General features: G+C 48.7%; 19 protein-coding genes, 1 pseudogene and 1 CRISPR repeat array. Of the genes and pseudogenes, 2 read left to right on the top strand and 18 right to left on the bottom strand.

Annotation, left to right across the window (positions count from 1 at the left end; translation table 11 throughout):
• The 17 genes from Mcas_RS17880 to pheA all read right to left on the bottom strand — a co-directional run.
• Window positions 1-375: ISAzo13-like element transposase-related protein (locus Mcas_RS17880; protein ID WP_435050993.1), on the bottom strand; the 375-nt coding region annotated here is incomplete at its 3' end.
• A 90-nt stretch (window positions 376-465) separates the two neighbouring features.
• Window positions 466-1,141: direct repeats of the CRISPR family, unit length 29 nt; unit sequence GTTTCATCTGAACTATGTGGGATATAAAG.
• A 184-nt stretch (window positions 1,142-1,325) separates the two neighbouring features.
• Complete coding sequence (locus Mcas_RS15240) at window positions 1,326-2,795, bottom strand: transporter substrate-binding domain-containing diguanylate cyclase (protein ID WP_040336417.1); 1,470 nt, start codon at window positions 2,793-2,795, stop codon at window positions 1,326-1,328.
• 27 nt (window positions 2,796-2,822) lie between these two features.
• Entirely contained in the window at window positions 2,823-3,155 is a 333-nt protein-coding gene (locus Mcas_RS15245) for a YajD family HNH nuclease (protein ID WP_040336418.1), read from the bottom strand.
• A gap of 29 nt (window positions 3,156-3,184) precedes the next feature.
• Entirely contained in the window at window positions 3,185-4,603 is a 1,419-nt protein-coding gene (locus tag Mcas_RS17200; protein ID WP_052567558.1) for a hybrid sensor histidine kinase/response regulator, read from the bottom strand.
• A 79-nt stretch (window positions 4,604-4,682) separates the two neighbouring features.
• Window positions 4,683-4,793 carry a hypothetical protein gene (locus Mcas_RS18905; protein ID WP_235203662.1) on the bottom strand — a complete coding sequence of 37 codons (111 nt, stop codon included), beginning with the start codon at window positions 4,791-4,793 and terminating at the stop codon, window positions 4,683-4,685.
• The gene (locus Mcas_RS15255) at window positions 4,790-5,329 is read right to left on the bottom strand and encodes a cytochrome b (protein WP_052567559.1); all 540 of its coding nucleotides are present in this window, start codon (window positions 5,327-5,329) and stop codon (window positions 4,790-4,792) included. The genes Mcas_RS18905 and Mcas_RS15255 overlap by 4 nt, the downstream gene beginning before the upstream one ends.
• Before the next feature lies 1 nt (window position 5,330).
• The gene (locus Mcas_RS19010) at window positions 5,331-5,648 is read right to left on the bottom strand and encodes a QcrA and Rieske domain-containing protein (RefSeq protein ID WP_268749012.1); all 318 of its coding nucleotides are present in this window, start codon (window positions 5,646-5,648) and stop codon (window positions 5,331-5,333) included.
• 149 nt (window positions 5,649-5,797) lie between these two features.
• Window positions 5,798-6,076: an HU family DNA-binding protein gene (locus Mcas_RS15265; protein WP_040336419.1), complete on the bottom strand. Its 279-nt coding sequence runs from the start codon at window positions 6,074-6,076 to the stop codon at window positions 5,798-5,800.
• A gap of 25 nt (window positions 6,077-6,101) precedes the next feature.
• Window positions 6,102-6,950, bottom strand: coding sequence for a signal peptide peptidase SppA (gene sppA, locus Mcas_RS15270; protein WP_040336420.1), 849 nt, complete (start codon window positions 6,948-6,950; stop codon window positions 6,102-6,104).
• Complete coding sequence (locus Mcas_RS15275; RefSeq protein ID WP_040336431.1) at window positions 6,947-8,524, bottom strand: 30S ribosomal protein S1; 1,578 nt, start codon at window positions 8,522-8,524, stop codon at window positions 6,947-6,949. Before Mcas_RS15275 ends, sppA begins: the two co-directional genes overlap by 4 nt.
• On the bottom strand, window positions 8,511-9,359 hold the full coding sequence (ispH, locus tag Mcas_RS15280; protein ID WP_040336421.1) for a 4-hydroxy-3-methylbut-2-enyl diphosphate reductase: 849 nt from the start codon (window positions 9,357-9,359) through the stop codon (window positions 8,511-8,513). Before ispH ends, Mcas_RS15275 begins: the two co-directional genes overlap by 14 nt.
• 3 nt (window positions 9,360-9,362) lie before the next feature.
• Window positions 9,363-10,016 (bottom strand): (d)CMP kinase, encoded by a 654-nt coding sequence (cmk, locus tag Mcas_RS15285; protein ID WP_040336422.1) that lies wholly within the window; start codon window positions 10,014-10,016, stop codon window positions 9,363-9,365.
• A gap of 50 nt (window positions 10,017-10,066) precedes the next feature.
• Complete coding sequence (gene aroA / locus Mcas_RS15290; protein ID WP_235203663.1) at window positions 10,067-11,377, bottom strand: 3-phosphoshikimate 1-carboxyvinyltransferase; 1,311 nt, start codon at window positions 11,375-11,377, stop codon at window positions 10,067-10,069.
• A 5-nt stretch (window positions 11,378-11,382) separates the two neighbouring features.
• The gene (locus tag Mcas_RS15295; RefSeq protein ID WP_040336423.1) at window positions 11,383-12,261 is read right to left on the bottom strand and encodes a prephenate dehydrogenase; all 879 of its coding nucleotides are present in this window, start codon (window positions 12,259-12,261) and stop codon (window positions 11,383-11,385) included.
• Window positions 12,262-12,299: 38 nt separating this feature from the next.
• Window positions 12,300-13,325 carry a 3-deoxy-7-phosphoheptulonate synthase gene (gene aroF / locus Mcas_RS15300; RefSeq protein WP_040336424.1) on the bottom strand — a complete coding sequence of 342 codons (1,026 nt, stop codon included), beginning with the start codon at window positions 13,323-13,325 and terminating at the stop codon, window positions 12,300-12,302.
• Window positions 13,326-14,423: a histidinol-phosphate transaminase gene (gene hisC, locus Mcas_RS15305; protein ID WP_040336425.1), complete on the bottom strand. Its 1,098-nt coding sequence runs from the start codon at window positions 14,421-14,423 to the stop codon at window positions 13,326-13,328.
• On the bottom strand, window positions 14,413-15,516 hold the full coding sequence (gene pheA, locus Mcas_RS15310) for a prephenate dehydratase (protein WP_235203664.1): 1,104 nt from the start codon (window positions 15,514-15,516) through the stop codon (window positions 14,413-14,415). The genes hisC and pheA overlap by 11 nt, the downstream gene beginning before the upstream one ends.
• A 262-nt stretch (window positions 15,517-15,778) precedes the next feature.
• Here pheA and Mcas_RS15315 point away from each other — a divergent pair, with 262 nt between their 5' ends.
• On the top strand, window positions 15,779-15,973 hold the full coding sequence (locus Mcas_RS15315) for a RelB antitoxin-like protein (protein ID WP_040336426.1): 195 nt from the start codon (window positions 15,779-15,781) through the stop codon (window positions 15,971-15,973).
• A 422-nt stretch (window positions 15,974-16,395) separates the two neighbouring features.
• Here the strand turns inward: Mcas_RS15315 and Mcas_RS15320 are convergent, their stop codons facing one another.
• On the bottom strand, window positions 16,396-16,644 hold the full coding sequence (locus Mcas_RS15320; protein ID WP_040336427.1) for a hypothetical protein: 249 nt from the start codon (window positions 16,642-16,644) through the stop codon (window positions 16,396-16,398).
• A 126-nt stretch (window positions 16,645-16,770) separates the two neighbouring features.
• On the opposite strand from Mcas_RS15320, the pseudogene Mcas_RS15325 reads away from it, so the two are divergent.
• Window positions 16,771-17,089 (top strand): annotated as a pseudogene (locus Mcas_RS15325) (IS5/IS1182 family transposase); the annotation flags it as partial.

Genomic DNA, 17,089 nt, shown 5'->3' on the forward strand with positions numbered 1-17,089 from the left:
ATGTCCTTGGTTTTGAAGAGCAACAGCAAGATTACGAACACTCTTACAGGTCCACCGTAATGGAGACTCAGGGTCTCCTCGGGTAACCGGATCTACCAACCCCTCAATATCTACAAGCACGGATGGGTCTGTTTCAACAACCGGCTTGCGTCCACCTCCAGGTAAACGTATCTTCTTTTTCCCTTTTGAAGGTTTTTCCTTTGATTCAGCAATACGTCTAATTCCTTCATATATCGTTGTCCGCGAAAGACCAGTAGATCTGGAAACTGAAGTAACTCCTCCTCGTCCCAATGCCTCGGCTTCCACTGCAGCCCACATTCGTCTGCCTTGTTCGTCTAAAACATCTTTGAGTACTTCAAATTTTCTTTGTATCATAAGTTCGGTATCGCTTTGCACTTTTTGATCATAACATATTTAGACACCATTTGTACAAGTTATTTGTGGACAAATCCTTAGTGTTGTCTCGTTTCATCTGAACTATGTGGGATATAAAGGACTAACATGCAGAACGCATATATGGTGGGTAGACGGTTTCATCTGAACTATGTGGGATATAAAGCGTGTTAAGTCAGATAAACGACAACACGTTTGATAGTTTCATCTGAACTATGTGGGATATAAAGGGTAGTAAGCCTATATCGCAGCAATGGTATGTCAAGTTTCATCTGAACTATGTGGGATATAAAGGTAAACGGGTTATTGACATAACCGCTGATAATGCTGGTTTCATCTGAACTATGTGGGATATAAAGAACTCTACATGCTCTCTGTTTCTATTCCATGACCACGTTTCATCTGAACTATGTGGGATATAAAGAGGTTATCGGTACGTTTACCTTTGAGGATGCCTTAAGTTTCATCTGAACTATGTGGGATATAAAGTAATGCTCGTCCTGAGCGTTCACATGTGCTGCCCGCGTTTCATCTGAACTATGTGGGATATAAAGGTTGATGAAAATCACTGGATCAAAAAACTGATAGACGTTTCATCTGAACTATGTGGGATATAAAGGAAATATCAGATCGGCTATGACCCCAAGCGTCAACGTTTCATCTGAACTATGTGGGATATAAAGCAACTAAGGCTTTTGACGCCTCATCCTTTACCCTGAGTTTCATCTGAACTATGTGGGATATATAGAGCGTTTCGAGTTGATTAAATACAAAGTACGTGGCATTTTTACGGGGTCAAGGGGGCCGTGCTCCCTTGTGGGTGGGTCTGAGGGAGAGCAAAGCCCTCCATTCTTTTTTTTGTATTGTACGCAATTGAAACGCTCTATAAACTTATTCATTGGAGACTACTCACTCAATTAAAAAGTGTCATCTTACGTATTAACGCCAACTACCATGTTGGAGCCGCTTTTTTTACCTATGTAGAGACATTCGCCGGCCTGCCTTATGCAATCGTCTATGGTCATGTCGGTGTTGTAGAGGCTCAGGCCAAAGGTCATTGTGATGGCAATCTTACAGCCCTTATAGACGAACTTGTGCTCTGCTATTGTCTTACGGAGCTTTTCGGCAATATGCGAACCTCCCTCAAGGTCAGTCTCCGGCAAAATAAGTATAAACTCCTCCACAGACCACCTGCCCACAATGTCCTGCCCCCTGACAGCAGCCTTCAACCTCCTTGAAACCTCCACGAGCATCAAGTCCATGCACTGCTGCTCACAAGCAGCACTAACAATGTCATCAATGCTGCACAGGATAATGCAAAAACACCTCCGGTATCGCTTAAAAAGACCCTGCTGGTAGTTGAACTTATCACGGACGTCCAGGCGATTGGAAAGCCCCGTCAACCGGTCAGAACGTACCACGAGTTCGAGCGTTTCGTCCCTGTCCCTGATGCGCTCAATGGCCTCTTTTAGCCCCCCAGTCTTGACCCTCAACCGAACCCTCAACACAAATATGTATACGATCAACCCCAGAATAAGCGCCGTAAACCCTCCCCCTACCAACAACCGCGGAAGCCAGACCGGAAACGCCGAGTTCTCACCAATCCATACATTGCAGATAGCCTCTATTTCGCTGCGCTGTATCTTTTTCATACCGTCGTTGATATAGGTCAGCATGGCGGTGTTGCCACGCCTTACGGCCGCCATCAACCTCCCCGTAAACAGCGTCCTGGCAACCCTGTACTTACCAATGGAGTCAGTCCTGGTCATGTAGTGCTTGGCCGTGTAGAAATCGCTGACAAAACCATAGGTGTCATTGTTGCTGAGGGCGTTAAACATATCCTCATAGTTGTCAAAGGTGCTAATGCTGAGGAAAGGATACTTGTCCTTTACGTAGTCTATGGCAACATGGTCACGCACTATGGCAACGTGCATCCCCCTGAGGTCTTGCAGATTGCTTGCCGCTTGCCCCACAGGGACATACAGGCATACCTTGAGCTCAAGAAAACCCTCAGAAAATTCCAGAAACGCCTCCCTCTGACTGGACCGCAAAATCCCCCCCACAACTTCAGCCCTGCCCTGACTGACCATCCGGAGGCTTTCATGAAGCTCACCTAGGACAAACTGCACTTTGACGTTGTTTCGTGCCGCCCAGAGATTCCAGTAATCGATGACAAGCCCCCGAGGCAGGCCATCCTTGTCAACGTAGGCAAATGGCGGAGAACTTGCCGGCTGCGCAAAGACAATTGTCCGCTGTTGCGCATAAACATTGGCGCCCACCGCACCAGCAATAAGCAAACACCACACGCACCAAACAACAACCCTCTTTAACATGTAATCAACGGGCTTGGAGAACTTATCTGAGCTATCTGCCTGGCCTCCGCTCCCGCCTTGCGGGGTCACCGTTCCCGCTTGGAGAACTTATCTGAGCTATCTGCCCCTCAGATAATCAGCAAGTATTCCCCTGGAGTGCTCATCCTCGTGACAGTAGATGCACAGGTTTTCCCAGTTTGAGCCATCAGCGGGGTTGTTATCGTGGTTTCCGTCCTTGTGGTGTACGGTGAGCATTTGCCTGTCCTTTGGACCAAACTCCCTGCCACACTTGGCACAGATCAGACCGTGAATCCGGAGCGACTCCTCACGGTAGTTGGAGTCAGACTGCGTGCTTGCCTTCAACTGTCGCACGATCTCTTCTATAGGTCTGTCACCGATGGGTTTCTTTACGGTCCGTTTGGGTTTATAGGACCCGCGCCTTTGAACCATAAGTGTTACCTCCTTGCGTATATTTTTCGTTATAAGAATTTCTTCTCCCTGGGCAACTCCATTGTAAAAGTGGCACCAATTTCGTTATTTTCGGCATAAAGCCTGCCCCTCATGTTTTTGACCACAATCAACTTCGATATGTACAGACCAATACCCGTCCCTGCCTGATCTTTAGTCGTATAGTAGGGCTCAAATATCTTATCCATCACCGTTTCCTCAATGCCACCACCGTTGTCGCTTATCCTGACAACAATGCTGTCATACTCTGTCGATATAAGGATCGATATCAAACCGTCTGTGGGACAACCGGGGGTATTGCCCTGCTTTCTGCTGACAATGGCGTCTTTTGCGTTGTTTATGATATTCATGAACACGTGTTTGAGTTCGTTTGGATAACCGTAGACTTTCATCAGTCCGTGGCTACAGGAGGGAATTGCCAGGTCATTTTCAACCGTAACGGTCTCCTGTGAACAGGTGCATTGTACCCGGAATTTTATAGCCTGATTTTTCAGTTGAAACTGGATTATTGACAACACATCTCTGACGGTGCCGAGTATGTCAAAGTTCTCTTTCAGCTTGCTTGGTCTGTAAAACTCTCTGAAGTCGTCCGTAGTCTTTACCATAAACTCTACTTGTTCCATAGCGTCAGTCAGAGACTTATCGACATATGCCTTGTTGAGTTCATCAAAATCTGATGCGTCCTTCATATCCTGCAGGATCAAACTAAGACCGTTAAGGGGTTGCCGCCACTGATGTGCAATCATGCCCATCATCTCCCCCATGGCCGCAAGTTTGGACTGCTGCAAGAGTATATACTCATGCTCTATGCGTTTGTCTATCTCGCGGGCAACCCGCTCCTCAAGCCTCCTGTTTAACTCCTCCAGTTGGCTGGTCTTGTCATTGAGTTCAGCCTGGGTCTTCATAAGGATTTGATTCTGATGCACCGCACTCTCATACGTAGAGATCAGGACGTTCAATATCTGCCTGCGACTGGAGGTGATTGTATAGCTCTTGCCACTGAGGTGCAAGTCTATGCCGATGTCGAGCATATCGTTTTTGCTTATCGCCCTGGTTGCAAGGAGAAACTGGATGCTATTTAAAAGCTGCTTCTCATCGTATGGCTTGACAATAAAGTTGTCTGCCCCACAATCAAGGCCACGTATGATATCCTCCGTAGCCGAAAACTGAGTAAGCAATATAACCGGCGTCTCACTTAGATCGTTATTGTTCTTGATATCACGACACATTTCATAACCATCTTTTAATGGCATCGCAACATCGCTTATAACGATCTCCGGGCCGTGTTTCTTTATCGCTTCCAACCCCTCAATCCCATTTTTCGCCGTTAGTACCGCAAACCCCTCACCCTCAAGAAAACGCCTAAGCATCTCTCGTTGCGTAATGCTGTCTTCCACTACTATAATCTTATTGCGTTGTCTGTCCGCCATCTCTCGTGCTGTATTAGATTATACAATAAATTAACATAATTTTGTCAGTAACCCAAAACAGCGGTCCACACCGGGACAATTAAAGGGGTCTTTTGATGCCTTGTCGCTTGATCATGTGGAAGTGCGCCCACAGGAGGATCGACATTGCCGCAGGCAACCACAGGACATGGATGCTGTAAAACCTGCTCAACGTAGCCTGACTGACGTCCCCCCCCCACGGACGAGGTTTAGCAGCAACGGGCCAACCACCGGAACCGTGCCGGCCATCGAGGTACCAACTTCGGTGGCCCAATAGGCCTTCTGGTCCCAGGGCAGCAGGTATCCCGTAAAGCCGGAGGCAAAGGACAGCACCAGAGCCATGGTCCCCACGATCCAGTTTAACTCCCTGGGGGGTCTGTAGGCCTTGCTGTAAAAGACCCGCAGCGTGTGTGCCAAGATACACAGGATCAGAAACGTGGCCGACCACTTGTGCAGTGAGCGTATGAACCATCCGAGGTTGACCTCCCGCTGCAGGTGCAGGATGCTGTCATAGGCCTCCGTCTCAGAGGGGATGTAGTACATGGAGAGTAACAGTCCCGTGACAAACAAGACCATATAAAAACAGAACGCCGCCCCTCCCAAACAGTACATGTAGGAAAGGCCGGGCGGTATGCGTCGCTGCAAAAAACGCTTATGAGGCGCCTTTACGTGAAACTTGTCATCTATCCAGTCAAAACCTCTGCCCACGTTAAACCTTTAATCCTATGTAGACCTTCCCCTGATCCACCCTCATTGGCAGGCGGGTCAACGCCCGAGGAGGCGGCCCTCCGATGACGTTTCCCTCGACGTCATACTTGCCCCCGTGACAGGGACAGATAAAGGCATTTTTGTGTCTGCTGAAGGTAACCAGACAACCCAAGTGCGTACACACAGGGGAGAGGGCAAAGCACTTATCCGCATGTGCCACGATAAACACGGCGGCACGACGACCCTTGCTGTCGAGTTCGATATCCAGACGCCGTACCCCCCGCCGGGGCAGCTCTTCCTCACTCAAACACTCATACATGGTTATCTCCTTCTGTCTTACCTTGGCAGGGTATATGAACAACGCCGCAAGAGAAGAGGATATGAGAGCTGCTGAAACAAGTACGGCCTTTACAGCCCTCCTAAGGAAGTCACGTCGTTTCATGTGCAGGTGGTTGGGTTGTGTTGGCCTTAGGCGTTGATTAACTCGCGCAGTTCCTTGCCCATTTTGAAGTGCAGTACCTTTTTGGCCGGGACCTCGACTATTTCGCCAGTTTTTGGGTTTCGTGCCTTACGCGATGCCCTGTCCTTGAGGCGAAAATTTCCAAATCCGCGGATTTCAACCTTGTCCCCACTGTCAAGGGCATCCATGATGCAGCGGAAAAATGCCTCTATCACAAATTCCGTTTGTGTCTTGGTCAATCCCGGCGATTTTTCCATAACCACGGCGATCAGCTCTGATTTGGTCATTGAGTTTCTCCGATCTTGCGGTAATTCAAAACATCATCCTGTAGTTGATCCTTGGATATGCACGGCTTACGGGCAACAGGTCTCCGAGCTTGTTTGACAGCAGCTCGTTCAGAGAGAAGTCGTCCTTTTTTGTAACAATCTGAGGTTCCCCCTTGATACCGACCATATCGGCGGCCTCTCTTATGGCATCCTGGAGGGTACCGATTTTGTCTATGAGGCCGAGTTCGAGGGCCTGTTTACCGGTAAAGATGCGGCCATCGGCAATGCCACTGACCCTGTCAAAGGGCATCTTTCTGCCCTCCGCCACCGCCTCGATGAATTGCCCGTGGATGTCATCGAGTACGCCCTGTAGTATCTCACGCTCCTCCTTACCAACACCCCTGTACAAAGAGGCCAAGTCTTTATACCGACCGCTCTTTATTACTTCGCTCTTGATGCCAATCTTGTCCATAAGACCGCTGAGATTGGCCATCTCCATGATAACCCCGATAGAGCCTGTGATGGTTGCCTGATTGGCTATTATCTTTGAGGCGGGCGACGATATGTAGTAGCCACCAGAGGCCGCCAGCGACCCCATAGAGACTACCACTTTTTTCTTTTTTACCGTCTTTCTGACCTCATCATATATCTCGGCAGAGGGTACGACTGCCCCCCCGGGACTGTCCACGCTTAAGACGATTGCCTTTATCGCAGGATCATCACGATACTTCTTTATCTCCTTTACCGTATCGGTAGAGCTGAGGATTATGCCCTCGACCTTTATGAGGGCTATCTTGTCTCCCAACACCACCCGGTGTGTCAACAGAGACAGTATCAGGCTTATTACGGCTATAATAATAAAGATCGCCGAAAAAAAGAGCAAGACCTTCTTCATTCCTCTTTTGAGCCTTTTTTGGTGTAGTTGATCATACTCAGGCCGATCTTTCTTTGATCGATGTCCAGTTTTATGATCTTGGACTTTATGATCTCACCCTCTGCATACTCCTTGTCTTGCTGCTTGGCGATTTCGGAGGCATAGATGAGACCTTCCACGCAGCCCTCGATTTCAACAAAGAGGCCGTGTTCGGTTATTCTCAGAATTTTGCAGTTGACCTCGTCGCCTACCTTAAAGCGTTCAGGGATATCCCCTACCCAGGGGTCTTGCGTCAGTTGCTTGATGCCCAGGAGCATTCGTTCTTTTTCCGGCTCCAGACTCAAGACGATAGCCTCGACCTTCTGGCGCAGCTTAAAGACCTCCGAGGGATGCTTTATGTGCTTGGTCCATGAGATGTCGGATATGTGGATAAGGGCATCCACGCCCTCGGGCATACCGACAAAGACGCCAAAATCGGTGATCGTGCGTACCTTCCCCGTGACACGCTGGTTGACGGTATATCTCTCTGCGACGAGATCCCAGGGCTTTGGCTTGAGTTGCTTGATGCCTAAGGATATGCGTCTGTTTTCCTTTTCTATCTTTAAGACGACCACATTTACCAGTCTGCCGACCTCGAGGTACTTTGAAGGATGTCCCGGTCTCGTTGACCAGTCCAGTTCGCTAACGTGCACCAGGCCCTCAACGCCCTCCTCTATTTCGATAAATGCGCCATAATCGGTTATGCCAACGACCTTGCCCTCAACGACCTTGCCTTCGGTGTACTTGTTTTCGACGTCAAGCCAAGGGTCGGGTCTCTTCTGCTTATAGCCGAGCGTTATCTTTTCCGTCTCCGGCTCATACTTCAGGACGACGACCTCTACTTCGTCGTTGACGTTGAAGAACTCGGAGGGGTGATTTATCCGTCCCCAAGATATATCCGATATATGCAGCAGACCATCGATCTCTCCAAGGTCTATAAAGACGCCGTAGTCGGTGACGTTTTTTACGAACCCCTTGATGAGAGAACCTTCTTTTATGGTAGCACGGGTGATCTGCTTTTTCTTTTCCCGTTCTTCCTCTATGACGGCGCGCCTGGAGACGATGACGTTGTTCATCTTATTGCCTATCTTTATGACCTTAAAGGGACAGACAATGCCAATGACCTCTGTCTTTGCAGGCTTTACGTCATACTGGGAGGCCGGCAGAAACGCCCTTACACCGTAGATATCCACGAAAAAACCGCCCTTGGTCTTATCCACGATCTTTCCCTCCACGGTTGTGCCCGCCTCAAAGGACTCCTGGAGGGACTTCTGTGCCCTCATCATCAGTGCCCTGCTCTTGGAAAGGGTCAAAGACCCCTCTGCATCTCTCATTTCGGTGACCAGGACCTCTATTTCCTGACCCACCTTTAATGCCTCAAGTTCCGACTCGGTGAACTCATCAATGGGAATAAATCCTTCGGATTTATACGAAATGTCTACCACCACCGTATCGGGTCGTTTGGTTACTATCTTGCCCGTGATGATCATTCCGGTTTCGATGCTCTTGAAAGTGCCGGCGTAAAGTTCTGCCAAGTCGTTGTTATGTAATTCCATTGCCTGTTAAGCCCCCTATATTATTAATTCTTTCTATTATCTCTTCTATGATCCAATCGGGCGTTGAGGCGCCTGCCGTAACGCCGACGTGATTTACTCCGTTAAACCAGGAGGGTTCCAGCTCCGATGCCATTTCTATATGGTACGTCCTGACCCCGATGCCCTGACAGTGATTGGCCAACTGAGTTGTGTTTGCGCTGTTTCTGCCACCGGCTACTATCATGACATCCACGTTGCTCGATATCTCGCTGGTCTCTTTCAGACGCAGGGCGGTTGAATTACATATAGTGTTATAAATCTTGATCTCTTTGACTCTTTCGACTATATTGTTCAGAAGCCGCTTTAACGCAGATACCGGTTGGGTTGTCTGCACCACTATGCCCACCCTGGTTTTTAGTCTCTCTGGCACATGCTCGTCTTCCACCACGATGACGCCTTGTCCGACGTAACTCATGATCGACTTCACTTCCGGGTGGACGCTCTCTCCCAGGATGATAACCTGGTAGTTTTCCTCCTTCAGGAGTTTGGCATACTGTTGAGCCTTTTTTACGAACGGGCAGGTTGCATCTATGACCTCTATCCCCATATCGACAATCCTGTCGTGCATTTGTATGGGTATACCATGCGTCCTGATAATGACCGACTTCATGTCCTCGTGGGGTTCATTTACGCAATGAACACCCTGCTCTTCGAGGCGCTTTACCAGTTGCGGGTTGTGTATGATTGGCCCTAGGGTACAGACCCCTTCTTTTTTTGAGGCCATGTCAAAGGCAATATTGACCGCCCGCTTTACGCCAAAACAAAATCCCGCTCTCTTTGCCACTGTTATCTTCATGTCTTATCTATCTGCAACAATCCTTAATATCCCTTGCAATACCTCTTCGATGTCCATATCGGAGGTGTCTATCACAACTGCGTCTTGCGCCTTTGCCAACGGGGCAAGTTCTCTTTCGGAGTCTCGCTGGTCACGTTTAATGATATCGTCCGTTGCCTCATGCAGGTCGGTTTCTATCTGATAATCCCGCAGTTGTTTAAATCTCCTGCGCACACGGACATCGGTTGAGGCCGTTATGTATAATTTTAGCCATGCCTGTGGGAAGACCACCGTGGTGGTGTCTCTGCCCTCTGCCACGACGTCCTTGTCCTGGACGCAGGTTCTGATCACGCTTATCAGGGAGTCTCGCACGACCTTTCTGGCCGAAAACACCGACGCCAACATGCCTATTTCCGGGGTCCGTATGGCGGTTGACACCGACACGGTGTCAAGCAACAGCTCCCCGTCTGTAAACTCAAAGCGTGTATCTCTGAGGACATCGCCTATCTGTTGGTCTGAGGCGTTTTGCCCAATGCCAGACTGTTTGAGTTTCAGGGCGACTGCACGGTAAAAGGCCCCAGTGTCCAGGTACTCATAACCGAGTCTGGCAGAGAGTTCCCGGGCTATTGTGCTCTTGCCGGCACCCGATGGTCCGTCTATCGCTATTATCTTATTCAAATAAATGCACCGTATATTTTATTATTGTAAATTGTCTGCAAAGCATCCGTCTACAACCCTGCAAGCCTGTTTAGCTGGGTATAAAAGTCCGGAAAAGATATCTCCGCTGCATCGGCTCCGTCTATGATTGTTTCTCCATCGGCAATGAGTGCGGCCACGGCGAAGGTCATGGCTATGCGGTGGTCGTTGTAGCTCTGTATGCGGGCGCCTTTGAGTTGCACCGGCCCTTCGATGGCCACACCGTCGTCGTACTCCTCGACGGAGACGCCCATACTCTCCAGGGCCAACACCATTGCGGATATCCTGTCAGACTCCTTGACGCGAAGCTCCTTGGCGCCCCTGATTACGGAGACACCGTGGGCCTGGGTTGCCAGTAGACAGAGCAAGGGGAACTCGTCTATGAGTGAGGGGACCCTGTCCTTGTCTATCTTAAAGGGTTTCAGGTCGCCGGTGAACTTGCACAGCAGGTTGGCGGTGGGTTCGCCGCAGAGGTCTTGCACGTCCTGAGTTTCGACGTTAGCACCCATCTCCCTGACGACGTCAAGGAAACCGATACGCGTGGGGTTTATACCGGTCTGTTTGATTGAAAGCTGCGAACCTTCCGTGATAATTGCCGCCGTAATGAAAAATGCCGCCGATGAGAAATCCCCCGGCAATGTTATATTGCGTCCTGTCATGTGTGCACCACCGTTGATGCCAACTCTCAGGTCATCGACCTTTACATCGGCGCCAAAGGCACTGAGCATCCTTTCGGTATGGTCACGCGACTTTATGGGTTCCGTCACCTCCGTGTACCCCCCGTCAATGGACAATCCCGCAAGGAGTATCGCCGATTTCACCTGGGCCGAGGCCACTGGCATTTCATACGTGATGGGGGTTAATCGGCAACCTTTTATGGCGATAGGTGGCAGGCGGTCATTGCCTCGTGCATAGATTTCTGCCTGCATCTGTTTCAGGGGCAGTATGACACGCGACATGGGGCGATTTCTCAGAGAATCATCCCCCGTTAGTACCGAAAAAAACGGACGACTGGCCAATACCCCTGTCAACAGCCTCATGGTTGTACCCGAATTACCACAATCGATGATGTTCCACGGTTCACTGAAACCGTCCAGGCCGCAGCCGTGGACCTCTATGCCGTCCTGCTGCATCCCTATTTGCACACCCAGACTGCTGAAGGCATGGACCGTACTGAGGGGGTCACCGGCCATGAGAAAGTTCTTTATCACCGACACGCCCTTTGCCATAGAGGCAATAAACACCGCCCGGTGGGACAGCGATTTATCCGGCGGACTGACGATCTCACCTCTGAGACCCGATTTCGCCTTTGTCAGGCTGATGCTTTTCATATTATTTTTCATATCCGTCACTCTTTATTCAAGATTGCGTTTTTAGACCTGTCCAGGTTTAGTCTCAAAGTTCTTGCCTGATCAAACTGTTTTCGTAGGGCGTCTTTGTCATTGGTTTTTATGGCGTCTGTTATAGTGTTTATGACCTCCATGTATTTTGCCAGGTGCCTGATGATAGTGTCCTTGTTTAACATACATATGTCTATCCACATCTGTGGGGAACTCATTGCGATACGCGTGGTATCAAGAAAGCCGGTACCGGAGAAGTTCAGGTATTGTTCATCTATCATCTTGATGGCATTGACCAGTGCATAGGCGGCCACGTGTGGCATATGGCTTATGGCGGAGAAGATTTCATCGTGTTTCTCCGGAGTGAGTGTTCTGACGTTGCATCCAAGGGTTTTCCACAGGTCGGAGACGATTGCTAGGGCCGTTTCGTTTGTGTTGTTGGTGGGCGTGACTATACAGTTTACGTTTTTGAAGAGGTCGGGCACTGCGGCATCCAGACCGGATTTATCATTGCCTGCTATTGGATGGGCGCCCACATAGGAGACACCCGGGGGCATTGTTTCTTCCATTTCGTAAACGAGTTCACCCTTGACGCTTCCCATGTCACTGACGATGGCGCCTTTACTCAGATACGGGGCTATCTCCCTGGCAAGCTCGAGGAAGACCCCTACCGGTGAGGCAAATACAAGCAGGTTACAACCTTGCCCAACCTCCCCGATAGTCAAACCGTACTCATCAATAATACCCTTGTCTTTTGCCCTCTTTAGATTGTTCTCATTCCTTCCGTATCCGCAGACCCTCTGAGCAAGAGCCTTCTCCTTTATGGCCATTGCAAAGGATGCACCCATCAACCCTATCCCGATTATACTTATCTTCTTAAAAACCAAACGGCCATGACCTCACACTGTATTTATTGACACATTGCTCAAATTTCACGCCCTACAGCCTTTGCCACAGGCTTTAGTTGTTCCATGAGTTCCTTGAAGACATCCGGTTTCAGTGACTGTTCACCGTCGGAGTATGCCTCCTCCGGATTGGTATGCACCTCTATCAGGAGGCCATCGGCTCCGGCTGCCACGGCCGCTTTTGCCATTGGCGGGACCAGGTCCCATCTGCCAACGGCGTGGGAGGGGTCTACGATTACAGGCAGGTGGGTCAACTGCTTTAGCACCGGGATGGCGCTCAGATCAAGCGTATTGCGTGTTGTCGTCTCAAACGTCCTGATTCCACGCTCACAGAGGATCACCTTGTGGTTGCCCCGGGACATTATATACTCAGCCGCCATCAGCCACTCCTTGATTGTCGCCGACATGCCGCGCTTTAACAGCACGGGTTTGTCCGTCATACCAACCTCCAGGAGCAACCGGAAGTTCTGCATGTTACGCGTCCCTATCTGTATGATATCGGCGTACTTGACCATCGTCATCAGGTCACGGGGGTCCATCAGTTCGGTTACGATTGGCATATTGGTATGCTGCCGTGCCTCCACCAGTATCTTCAGCCCCTCTTCGCCCAGACCCTGGAAGGTATATGGCGACGTACGCGGCTTAAAGGCTCCACCACGGACGAAACTCGCTCCGGCATCCTTGACCTTTTCGGCTATGGACATGAGGATTGCCCTGCTCTCTATCGCACAGGGACCGGCTATCACCACCAATTTGTTGCCGCCGATCTTCACTCCGTTGACGTCTATGATCGTATCGTCCTTCTTAAAATCCCTGCTGGCCAATCTGTAAGGTTTCACGATACGGAGACACTCCTCAACCCCCCTCATTGCCCTGACCGAATCGACCTCTTCCTCCGATATCTTGGACGTGTCACCGATAACTCCAATTATCGTCTTCTCGGTGCCCGTTGAGATATTGGCGCTCAACCCCTTGGACTCCAGCTTCTTGACGATATTGTCTATCTCTTCTTGCACTGCCGTCCTCTTTAACACAATAATGTCCATCTACAAGACCTCCCTTAAGTTCCGCATAAAAGTTTCATTTTCATTTTGTAAACCGATTGTCACCCGTATGATCGTCTTTCCCATCGGTCGTACGATAACACCGCGTTGTAGCAGTTTATTATAGATATTATTGGCATCGACCTTTAAATCAACGTATATAAAGTTCCCCTGTGTGGGTATGAACTCTACCGGCAGATGCCTTAATTGTTCATAGAGGTACGCCTTGCCCGCCTCGTTGACGGTTACTGATTTTCTGATGTGTTCAGTGTCCTTAAGCGCCCCGATGGCCGCTGCCTGGGCAACCGAACTCGTGTTAAACGGCTCTCTGACCTTGTCCATCTCGGCAACTGTTAAACGGTTGGCTATCCCGTAGCCTATTCTCAGGCCCGCCAGTCCGTATATCTTTGAAAACGTCCTCAGAATCAGGATTGGATATCCCTCTCTGAAATACCTCATAGTGTCGGGGTATGTCGTGTCGGTGACATACTCGTAGTATGCCTCATCCACCACCACCAGGACGTTATCAGGGATGCCCCGCATGAAGATATCAAACTCCTCTGCTCCGACAATCGTACCGGTGGGATTATTGGGATTGGCGATAAAAATTATCCTGGTCTTGCCGTTGATCTTCGCCGCCATGGCAGGCAGATCGTGCCTGTAGTCGTTCGTAAGCGGCACCTTTACGGCCGTACCGGCGGCCTTGACCGTGGAGTTGTAGTAGACAATAAAAGACGGGTCGGCCATGATGTTGTTATAGATATTGTCCTCTGTGGCCGGCATAAATGTCCTTACTGCTATATCCAGGAGTTCGTTTGAGCCATGACCGATGACTATTTCCTGCGCATCCACTCCATAGACTCCGCCGAGGGCAGCCTTGAGGCGATATGCTCCACCGTCGGGATATCGGTTCAGGCCCGCAAGCCCTATCTGCATTGCCTCAATAGCCAAGGGGGAAGGCCCAAGAGGATTTTCATTGGAGGCCAGCTTTATGCAATTGCTGATGCCAAGTTCCCGCTCCAACTCTTCTATCGGTTTCCCCGGTATATAGGGGGTTATCTTACTTATATACTCTGGCGGTCTTAACGTACTATCTTTCAATTTGGTCAACTTGTGGATAGGAGCCTAGTATTTTGAGCAGAACGCTTCGTTTCTTAATAGCATCGAGGGCTTTTTTGACCTTTTTGTCCTCAATATGGCCTTCTATGTCGGCAAAGAAGACATAATCCCACGCCTTTCTCTTGGTCGGTCTGGACTCTATCTTTGTCATGTTTATCTTTTGTTTCTTAAAGGGGGTGAGTATTTCATATAGCGCCCCCGGCTCATCTTTTACGGAAAACATAATCAACGTCTTATCGTGTCCGCTTCTGTCCTGCGATTCCTTTGAGATGATAAGGAAGCGGGTCACATTGTCTTTTATATTTTCGATGTTTCTTTCCACGAAGTTGAGGTCGTACATTTTACCGGCCAATTCGCTGCCGATGGCGGCAGAACCGATCTCCTCCGCTGCCATGCTTGCTGCCTGGGCAGTGCTTGCAGAGTCGTAGATGGGCACTCCCAACATGTTCCGCTCCAACCAGTCCCTGCACTGTGCCAGTGCCTGGGGGTGGGAGTACACCTTGGTGATTTCGGCCTTATCCCTTACCCTGGAGAGCAGGTTGTGGCATATCGACAGGAGTATTTCGGCATAGACCTTGAGGTTGAAGTCCATAAACATATCGAGCGTGTAGTTGATAGCCCCTTCGTTGGAGTTCTCTATGGGGACAACCCCAAAGGAGGCCACATCGGAGTCAACCTTTTCAAACACCTCACGGATGCTCTTTGTCGGCAGGAACTTGCACGAAGAGCTGAAGTATTTTAGCGCCGCCTGATGCGTATAGGTTGCCTGCGGTCCCAGGTATGCCACTGTACGGGGTTGTTCTAGCGCAAGAGAGGCGCAGAATATCTCCTTAAAGATCACGCGCAGGGCACAGTTTGGAAACGGCCCCTTGTTCATCTTCTGGAGTGTTTCGATAATCTCTCTTTCTCTGCTGGGGTTATAGAAGTCGAAGTTGTTTTCCTTCTTAACCTTTGCTATGTCCATAGCAAGATTGGCTCTGGCGTTGAGCAAGTTCAGCACCTGCTCGTCTATGGCATCAATACGGCTCCTTAGTTCCTTTAGCTTGTCTGATTGCTCGATATCGTCTTTTCTCAATTTAGTCTTCCACATTAGTTTTTTTAATATCGCTTTACCAACAGTAATTATTTATTAAAGCAGATTCCAACTATAAATTTCAATTACTTTTTTTGGCGTCATCTTTTTTTTTGGCAGAGACGAGTAGCCTTATTAAAAAAGCATGGTAAAATGGGGTTAAGGGGACTGGTCCCCTTGCAGTGGAGGTCTGAGGAGGGGGCAGAGCCGCCCTCCTTCTTTTCTTCTGTATGGTGGACTAACAATGAGGAGAAGGAGGGAAGACATGCCTGCGACGATAGAGCAAGAACATGACATCGGGCTTATCCGTGTAACTCAATATGTGACAGACGGTCAAGGACTCAGAATAGCGGCCATTGTTGACATAGAGGAGTTAAGGCGGGTAGAGGAGTTAATCGAGGATTTACACGCCCTGCGAATCATAGCGGAGCGAAAAGACAAACCTACCCTGGACTATTGAGAATTATAGCGCAAGGAGAAAGGCAAGAATAAATGCACAGGCTGGTTTATAGCTCTGTTGCGGAGAAAGAAATTGACGACCTGGATAACCATACAGAAAAGGCTCGTACTAAAGATTAAATAACCATAACTTTCTTGTCTCCCCGGATATATTTGGAAGGGCACCCCGCTTCTATTCTTCTTTATATGCCTTATTGTGATGACTAATTGAATGAAAAACTATATTTTTTTCTTCTTCTTTTATCTCAAATATCAACACATAACTGCCTATTTGAACTCTCGAATATTTCGAAGCGGTTTGTAGTGATAAGGATTCTCCAACACCTCCCCAATCTTTTCTAATTTAATCTTTCCCGCAGCTCAAAGTTGTTCTTAATTGCCTTAATGTCTTTTTTAAAGCCATCCAGGTAAAACCCGCTGTATTTACTCACCCCACGCCTCTCTGAAAAAAGCATCACTCTCTTCCCTGGTTCTGCATAACGTCCCTTTGCCCTCTTGATATTGTTTGTCCCGTGCCTCCATTTCTCTTATAAAATCTTCCCTAAACATCTCCTCTGGTGGCATTTCTTTTTCCACATCAATATCCACCGTGTATATTACATCAGCCTCTATGTCTAATTTTTTTGCCCATTCAGTGGGTATGTCGCTACCTTTGACGTGTTCTATTATCATTGTTTAACCTCCTGTTAAGTATCTTAATCTATAGAGCCTCTTGCAAAACTCCTAAACTAAACCTTTTTTAGTTCTCTTTGTGCTATAATATAACACCTAAATATAATAGATTAAAAGGAGAACATAATGTTATTAGAGAGTATATCATGGTTAGCAGGAAATATACAACGGGTACTGTTCCCAGAGTTGGAAGAAATACTTACCGATCCAATAACCAAGAAACAAAAGCAGTTAGTTACAATCCTGGAGATAGTTCAGATAGAAAGACATATGTGGTGGGTAGACAGTCAATGCATAGGTCGTAAACTCAAGGAGAGGTATGCAATTGGCAGAGCGTTTGTAGCCAAAGTTGTCTATAATTACCCTACGACAAGTCTTTTGATAGAATCTCTAAAAACGATGCCAAATCTGAGAAAGATATGTGGATTTGCTAAAATACAAGATA

The organism is Candidatus Magnetobacterium casense (assembly GCF_000714715.1).
Classification (GTDB): Bacteria; Nitrospirota; Thermodesulfovibrionia; order Thermodesulfovibrionales; family Magnetobacteriaceae; genus Magnetobacterium; species Magnetobacterium casense.